This window comes from Anaerostipes faecalis, assembly GCF_018982945.1.
GTDB classification, from domain to species: Bacteria; Bacillota; Clostridia; order Lachnospirales; family Lachnospiraceae; genus Anaerostipes; species Anaerostipes faecalis.
On sequence record NZ_JABRXE010000013.1, the window covers coordinates 38,820 to 45,805 of the forward strand.

A 6,986-nucleotide genomic window follows, 5' to 3' on the forward strand; every position below is an offset into this window, starting at 1 on the left:
TGTTTATGCAATCTTGTAGACACAATAAGGATGAATGGTTTACTACTTACTATTTTTCTATAAAAATATAGGATTTATTAAAAAAGGATGTCCTAAAATTTTTTGTAATTTTAGGACATCCTTTTTTGTAGTGGATAAATAAGAAAATTTTATTTTTTTATTATTTTAATGTTTTTTGCTATATTGAGTAATTCGGATTCAGATTTTGTTGAAATAATATTAAAAATAGTATGTTGATGATACCATAACAATCTATTTTTACTACCAGCAATAAAATAATAATTTTGAGAATTAACTTTAATCTCAGAATAGTCATCTTTAATCATTTTCGAATAGTTTGTATAAGATTGATTATACTGGATTTTAATATAAATATTATCTTTTTTTGTATTGGAATATTTATAAACTAATTGGGTATTACCATCAGAATGTTGCTTTTTGGTACATTTATATCCTTTTGGAATATATTTGAACTTATATTTCTCTTTTGAATTATCTAGATGATGAATAGTAATTTGTGTTTTATTATTTGTTTCATTTCTTTTAAATATAAAATTCAACACTGGCTCTCGAAATGCTTTTACATTCATCGCTGTTACGGATACAATACCTAATACAACAATTGCAATGGCTGCAACTCTTCTTGCAAGATGCATGTGTTCCTTACGGACTTCTTTCTTGTAGGCATTTTTAAACATCTTATCCATTCGCTGGTTAAATTCATCGGACAGTTCCAGTTCGGGGATTTGATCAAATTCTTCAATTTCATCATCTATGTATTGTTTTCCACCGTATTCAATGATGTGATCGAGAAGCTTATCCTGGTCTTCAATTTTTTTATTCATATTTTTACTCATAGAAATCCTCTTTTCGAAACATTGCTCGCAGCTCTTTTTTGGCAAGAGCAATTCTTTTCTTTATAGTACGTTCAGAAACATCATATGTCGCTGCAATTTCTCTATATTTGAATCCATAGACATAATGAAGCAGTAATGTATCCCGCAAAGGAGGCTTCAGTGCAGACAGCTTCTCTTTGACAGATTCAAGACTGATTAAGTGTATATATGCATCTATTGGATCTTCCAAATAGTAAGATTCATTACCATCTTCATAGTCAAGAGGCAGGTAATCGTGCTTATGATATTCTTTTTCAATTGTCATCATAACATTACGAAGTATGACAAGAAGAAAAAACAGTACCTGATCCTCTTGGATTTTTAAAATAGTTGTCGGATATCTTAGTACTTTTTCAAAAACAACCTGAACGGCATCTTCGGCATTGCTTTTGTTGGAAGTATATTTAAAAGCAGCATTATATAATTTGTTAGCATACTGACAATAGTATTCGGCAATAATCTGCGAATCATATTTTTTATCAGGATGTTGGTTCAGTTTTTCCATATAATTAATATCTCCATAATATATAATAATTATAGTACAATTGCGTTATTTGGAAAAGCTGTAATTATAATTTTAGTATACTTAAATATCGAAAAGGTGTAAATAATCTTTCAAATATTATTCTTCAATAACCTGGATTTCCAGATAATCAAAATCGATGGTTTCTATAAAACTGTCTTCTGTAAACCGGGTTTTGCTGTGACGGATGAAATCCTGCTTGTTTGTTTCCAACCATAAAGGTTTTTGCAGATCAAATTGGTAACAGATTTCTTCCAGAGCCTGATAAATCTTTCTAGTTCGGTTTAAATCATTATTATCAATACACACAACAGTATCTTTCAGCATATGGTGGTTGCTGAATAATTTTCCCCACATTCGAAACATGACATTTCCTGCTTTCTTTAATTTTTATCTTATATTATTACAAACACTTACTTCTGAGATTTTAGTATAGATTTATTTTTGTTTCTTGTAAAGAATAATCGGTGTGATATACTTAAAAAAAGAAAATAAAGGAGAAAAATACATGAAGCTTTTGAGAAGAATCTTTATAGATGGTTTATCAGGTATGGCACTTGGTCTTTTCTCTACATTGATCATAGGAACCATTTTAGAGCAGATAGGAAGTTTTGTTGGTGGAGATATAGGGAATACCGTTGTCGCTATTGCAGCAGTTGCAAAGGCACTGACAGGTGCAGGAATTGGAGTAGGAGTTGCAAGCAGATTTAAAGAAACTCCATTAGTATGTGCTTCGGCTGCAACTGCAGGTATGATTGGCGCATTTGCATCAAAATTAATGAGTGGGTCTGTGGTGATCAAAAGTGGTGTTTTGCTTTCAGGACCGGGAGAACCATTAGGTGCATTTGTGGCAGCTTATATAGGAATTGAATTGGGCCGGCTTCTGGTTGGAAGGACAAAGCTGGATATTATTTTGACACCTATGATAACAATTTTGGCTGGTGGGTTTGCAGGACTTATGATTGGTCCATACATATCAGATTTTATGAAACAGATTGGAGAGATGATTCAGTGGGGAACACAGCAACAGCCATTTCTTATGGGAATTATCGTTTCTGTTTTAATGGGAGTTTGTCTGACACTTCCAATCAGTTCAGCAGCTCTGGGAGTTATCCTTAATCTATCAGGAATTGCAGCGGGAGCGGCTACAGTGGGCTGTTGTTCCCAAATGATAGGATTTGCAGTGGCAAGTTTTCGTGAAAATAAAGTAGGAGGGCTTCTGGCGCAGGGAATTGGAACATCAATGCTTCAAATGCCAAATATTATAAGAAAGCCTTGGATATGGATACCTCCTATTTTAACAAGTGCAATTCTTGGACCTGTTTCAACAGTAATCTTAAAAATGACAAATAATGCTATTGGTTCTGGAATGGGAACTGCAGGACTGGTTGGTCCTATTATGGCATATAAGACTATGCTTGCGGAAGGGACATCTGCAGGAGCGGCTGCAGCTATGATTCTGATTATGCATATCATTGCTCCGGCGTTTCTTACTTATTTTATTTCGGAAGCAATGCGTCGTGCAGGAATCATAAAATCCGGCGATATGAAGTTGGATATATAAGAGGAAAAGACGTTTCTATCGCAGAAGAAATAAAAGAAGCCAGTTTGACCACTGTGTGAAGTCTGGTATTTTGTATTTTTTCTTCATTGAAATCAGAAAAAGTATTTACAATTCCTGTAATAGAGATGTTTCCAATAGGAGGAAGCTTTTTTGACACTCCCTGACCAGGAAGAAGAGGCATGTTGGAAAGTGTGATATAACCAATATGTTCAGTACACCCAAGGCAGGCATCTATGGCGATAATGAACGGATCGGTATGCAGCTGATAAATATGCCGGATAGTTTCTGTGAGATTTTGGGCATGGACAGGCTGTGATAGACAGCCATAAACAGAAAAATAGGAAGTGTTATGTTGAAGATATTGTCCTACAAGAGGACCAAGGCAGTCGCCGGTTGCACGATCTGTACCAATACAGACGATAACCAGCGGCTGATTTTTTTTTCGCTGGGTGAGGATTTTTCGTTTTAAATCTTTCTGAAAATTTTTGAAGGCTTTATGATCGCTTGGATAATAATATGAAACTTTACTGGTAAACAAAATAATTTCCTCCTGCTCTAGTCTTCTTTGCCTTCCTAGTTTATACAAAAGAATAAAAAGTATGTAGAAAAAAAGAGAGTTTCTTTCGACGAGGTTTGATAAAAAAAGTAAAAACAATATGATAAAGTCTCTTTATCAATAGAAGAAAGGGAGGCTTTTTTGTGAAGACAGAGCAGCAGTTACCAAAAAATATCCGGCAGATCGGCAGTCCGGTGGGACATACAAAAGTTTACATTGAAGATTACGTCATTACTTTTTTGAATAGTATTGCAATTGACAAAAATACATTTGTGCGTGGAGCAATTTTGTTTGGAGAAAAAAAGTCTATAGGAAGTGACACGGTGATTTTTGTTCGCGGGGCCATTGAAGGACAGAATCTGGAACTGGATTTGGATGAAACTGTGTTTGATGATAATGTCTGGAGAGAAATTTATCAGCAAAAGGACAGATTCTTCCCTGAGCTGGAAGTAATGGGGTGGGCTTTATCCAGAATGGGATTTTCGGTACGATTAAATGATAAAATCAAAAAAACTCATTTTGAAAATTTCCCAGGGGAAGGAAAAATCCTTTATATGATGGATTATCTGGAACAGGAAGATGCATTTTATGTTTTTCGAGGACAAGACCTGGTACGTCAGAATGGATACTATATATATTATGAAAAGAATCCTATGATGCAGGAATATCTGATAGAGCGAAATCAAAGAATTAAAGAAGCTCAATCTTATGAAAATATGCTTGAAGCAAAAAGAGATGAAAAGGTAATCCGTCAGTTTCGAGAGAAGATTTCTCAAAAGACCAAATCAAGTCAGCGCAAAGGTCTGATTCGAAAAATGTCATCTGCAGCAGCTATGGCACTTATTATATTTATGGGTGGAACCATGTATTATTATGTACAAAATGATACGACAGTAAATTTTAAAGATATTGTCCGTGGGGCAGTTAATACAATGGGAAAGGGAGTTAAAGAACAGGTAGATTCAACAGATAAAGAAATGCCATCTACACTGGATACTGAGTCAGAAGAAAAAGAAACATCAGATTCTTCTACCATACAGAGGGCAACGACCACAACGGAATATAATTCTGAAACGACCACAACGGAAAGTCCGAAAAACAGCACTGAGAATACGGTTACCCAGTCTGCCGGTGCATATCAAAGATACATTGTTCGAAAAGGAGATACTCTGGTTTCTATTAGTAAAAGAATATATGGAACGCAGACAATGGTTAAAAAAATAAAGGAAGCCAATGGATTGAGTAATGAAAATCAGATTTATCCAGGACAGAAATTGCTTGTTCCTAAAAGCATAAACTAGAAGAGGGATTGTCACCACCTTTGGAAATGTTGTATAATACCCATATTCAGATGCTAAGTTAATGTAGATTGGAAGGGGTTCTATGGAACAAAAGACGAAAGCAGGTTTTTCTCTTTATATTAATAGTAATGAAAATTTTCAAAAGGCAGCTATTATTCAGGATAAGAAGAAAAAGTATCGAAAGGTGCTTCTTATAACATTGGCGGTTGTTTGCGTACTGAGTTTTTTTGCTTATCGATATCGGACTTATCACAGTATGAAGGTTGTAAAGTCTATAACAAAAGATTTATCTGAGTCAGTGAAATCTTTTGCGTATAAGAGTGGAACCATTAGTTATAGTGAAGATGGTGTATCATTTTTAGATGGAAATGGGCAGACCAAGTGGAATCAGACTTTTTCTTTGAAAAATCCTATTGCTTCGTATTGTAAAGAATATATTGTTATTGCTTCAAAAAATGGAAATGAGGTTGTTTTACTGGATGCAGATGGACATATAAAACAATTCAGTGTATCATATCCAATCATAGATGTTGAAGTGGCAAGCCAGGGAGTTATTGCATTGATTCTTCAAGGAGAAAATGCAAATTATATTGAGCTATATGAATCAGCACAGAAAAAATTAGTAAGGATAAAAACAACCGGAGATCAGAATGGATATCCGATGGATATAGATTTATCTAGTGATGGAGAGAATCTTGCAGTAAGTTATCTGGTAGTAGATGGAATCAAAACAAAAAGCAGGATTGCTTTTTATAATTTTGGAGAAGATGGTCAGGAAAAAGAAGATCAGCTGATTGCTGGATTTGATGAATCTGATACAATTATACCTAAAATTAATTTTATGGGAGATTCAAGGCTGTGTGCAGTAGGTGATGGGAAACTTATCATTTTTAAGGCTGGGAAATCACCATCAAAACAGAAGGAAGTTAAAATAGAAAAATCCGTGAAGAGTGTTTCTGTCAATGATAAATATATTGCGATGATTATTGAAAATCAGAAAAAGAATGATGAAGAAAAGTTTGAGGCTAAAATATATAATAAATCGGGAAGAGAGATTATGTCCAAAGGCTTTTCATCAGAATATAATAAAGTAGTGCTTGGAAAAAAAGAATTAATGGTAACAGGAAATTATCATTGTTCCATTTTTAATTTTGCCGGACATGAGATGTTTGATAAGGATTTTAAAAAAAGAATTTTGGATATATCACCAACTGGAAAAACACGTAAGTATTTAGTGGCTTATGAAAATAAGACGGAGTTAATTTGCTTACGATAAGGAGTGAAGTACTATGGGAGAAATTATTTTAATTATTTTTGGGGTGTATTTATTATTTCAGATTGTTGTTGGTTACCGAAGAGGCTTTTTAAAATCATTGTTAATGTTGGTTGCATGGATTTTAACTTTTGCTATAGCTTTTTACGGGGCTGATGAGGTGAAGCCGTTTGTGATTAAATATTTTCCGCAGATTCAAGGGAACATATTATCAGATCACATAACTTATGTTATTGCATTTATTATTACAACTATTATAGTAAGACTTATATTTTCTGTGATTTTACATTTTCTGAACAAGGTAAATGATCTTCCGGGAATTGGATTTGTGAATAAGGCAGCAGGAGGTCTTTTAGGTTTTACAAAAGGAGTATTGGTTATTGCTTTTCTTTTATTTTTTGTTTCTATGATGCCTTTGGTAGGAATGACAGATACATATAATCAGATTATGTCTAGTGACGAAAAAGTAGCATATATGATTCAAAATAATCCTTTTGAGGAAATACTTAATTATTCGAAATTGAATAATATATAACTTTTTTGAAAGATGCTTATTGATTTTAATATGTAGAGACAGATTTAAATTAAATTACATGATAATGTATGGCGTATCATAAAATGGAGGATTTAATTCCACATTTTGTGGTACGCTTTTTTTGTTGCATAGGAAATTCAAGCGGACTTTTCCGCTTTGTTATGGTTATAATTAAGATATGAGAAAAAATATGTAAAAAAAATCAAAAAAATAGTTGACACTGGGTGAATCCCGTGATATTATATGTAAGCTGTCTTTGAGAGACAGGAAAAAACAACATCATCAAATATGACTTTTGAAAAGATAAAAAAGTTCTTGACAAACAGGAACAAAGATGG

General features: G+C 33.6%; 8 protein-coding genes. 4 read left to right on the forward strand and 4 right to left on the reverse strand.

All coding sequences use genetic code 11. The features are described from left to right. Positions 1-149 precede the first annotated feature (149 nt). The 3 genes from KTB61_RS11655 to KTB61_RS11665 all read right to left on the reverse strand — a co-directional run bounded on the left by KTB61_RS11655 (position 150) and on the right by KTB61_RS11665 (position 1,785). On the reverse strand, positions 150-857 hold the full coding sequence (locus KTB61_RS11655; RefSeq protein ID WP_216697569.1) for a DUF4367 domain-containing protein: 708 nt from the start codon (positions 855-857) through the stop codon (positions 150-152). Then, positions 850-1,401 carry a sigma-70 family RNA polymerase sigma factor gene (locus tag KTB61_RS11660; protein WP_216697570.1) on the reverse strand — a complete coding sequence of 184 codons (552 nt, stop codon included), beginning with the start codon at positions 1,399-1,401 and terminating at the stop codon, positions 850-852. The genes KTB61_RS11655 and KTB61_RS11660 overlap by 8 nt, the downstream gene beginning before the upstream one ends. A gap of 117 nt (positions 1,402-1,518) precedes the next feature. Continuing rightward, entirely contained in the window at positions 1,519-1,785 is a 267-nt protein-coding gene (locus KTB61_RS11665) for a hypothetical protein (RefSeq protein WP_216697571.1), read from the reverse strand. A 142-nt stretch (positions 1,786-1,927) separates the two neighbouring features. Here KTB61_RS11665 and KTB61_RS11670 point away from each other — a divergent pair, with 142 nt between their 5' ends. Then, on the forward strand, positions 1,928-2,983 hold the full coding sequence (locus tag KTB61_RS11670; protein WP_216697572.1) for a PTS transporter subunit IIC: 1,056 nt from the start codon (positions 1,928-1,930) through the stop codon (positions 2,981-2,983). Here the strand turns inward: KTB61_RS11670 and yyaC are convergent. Beyond that, positions 2,949-3,521 carry a spore protease YyaC gene (gene yyaC / locus KTB61_RS11675; RefSeq protein WP_230973739.1) on the reverse strand — a complete coding sequence of 191 codons (573 nt, stop codon included), beginning with the start codon at positions 3,519-3,521 and terminating at the stop codon, positions 2,949-2,951. The two genes, KTB61_RS11670 and yyaC, sit on opposite strands and share 35 nt — an antisense overlap. A 161-nt stretch (positions 3,522-3,682) precedes the next feature. Between yyaC and KTB61_RS13295 the strand changes: the two genes are divergently transcribed. The 3 genes from KTB61_RS13295 (at position 3,683) to KTB61_RS11690 (ending at position 6,648) form a co-directional block, all read left to right on the forward strand. Beyond that, entirely contained in the window at positions 3,683-4,840 is a 1,158-nt protein-coding gene (locus KTB61_RS13295; protein WP_216697573.1) for a LysM peptidoglycan-binding domain-containing protein, read from the forward strand. An 82-nt stretch (positions 4,841-4,922) separates the two neighbouring features. Beyond that, a complete protein-coding gene (locus tag KTB61_RS11685; RefSeq protein WP_075759753.1) occupies positions 4,923-6,116 on the forward strand; it encodes a DUF5711 family protein in 1,194 nt (397 codons plus the stop codon). Positions 6,117-6,129: 13 nt separating this feature from the next. Continuing rightward, positions 6,130-6,648, forward strand: a complete 519-nt coding sequence (locus KTB61_RS11690; protein WP_075759754.1) for a CvpA family protein — start codon at positions 6,130-6,132, stop codon at positions 6,646-6,648. The last annotated feature ends 338 nt before the right edge of the window (positions 6,649-6,986 follow it).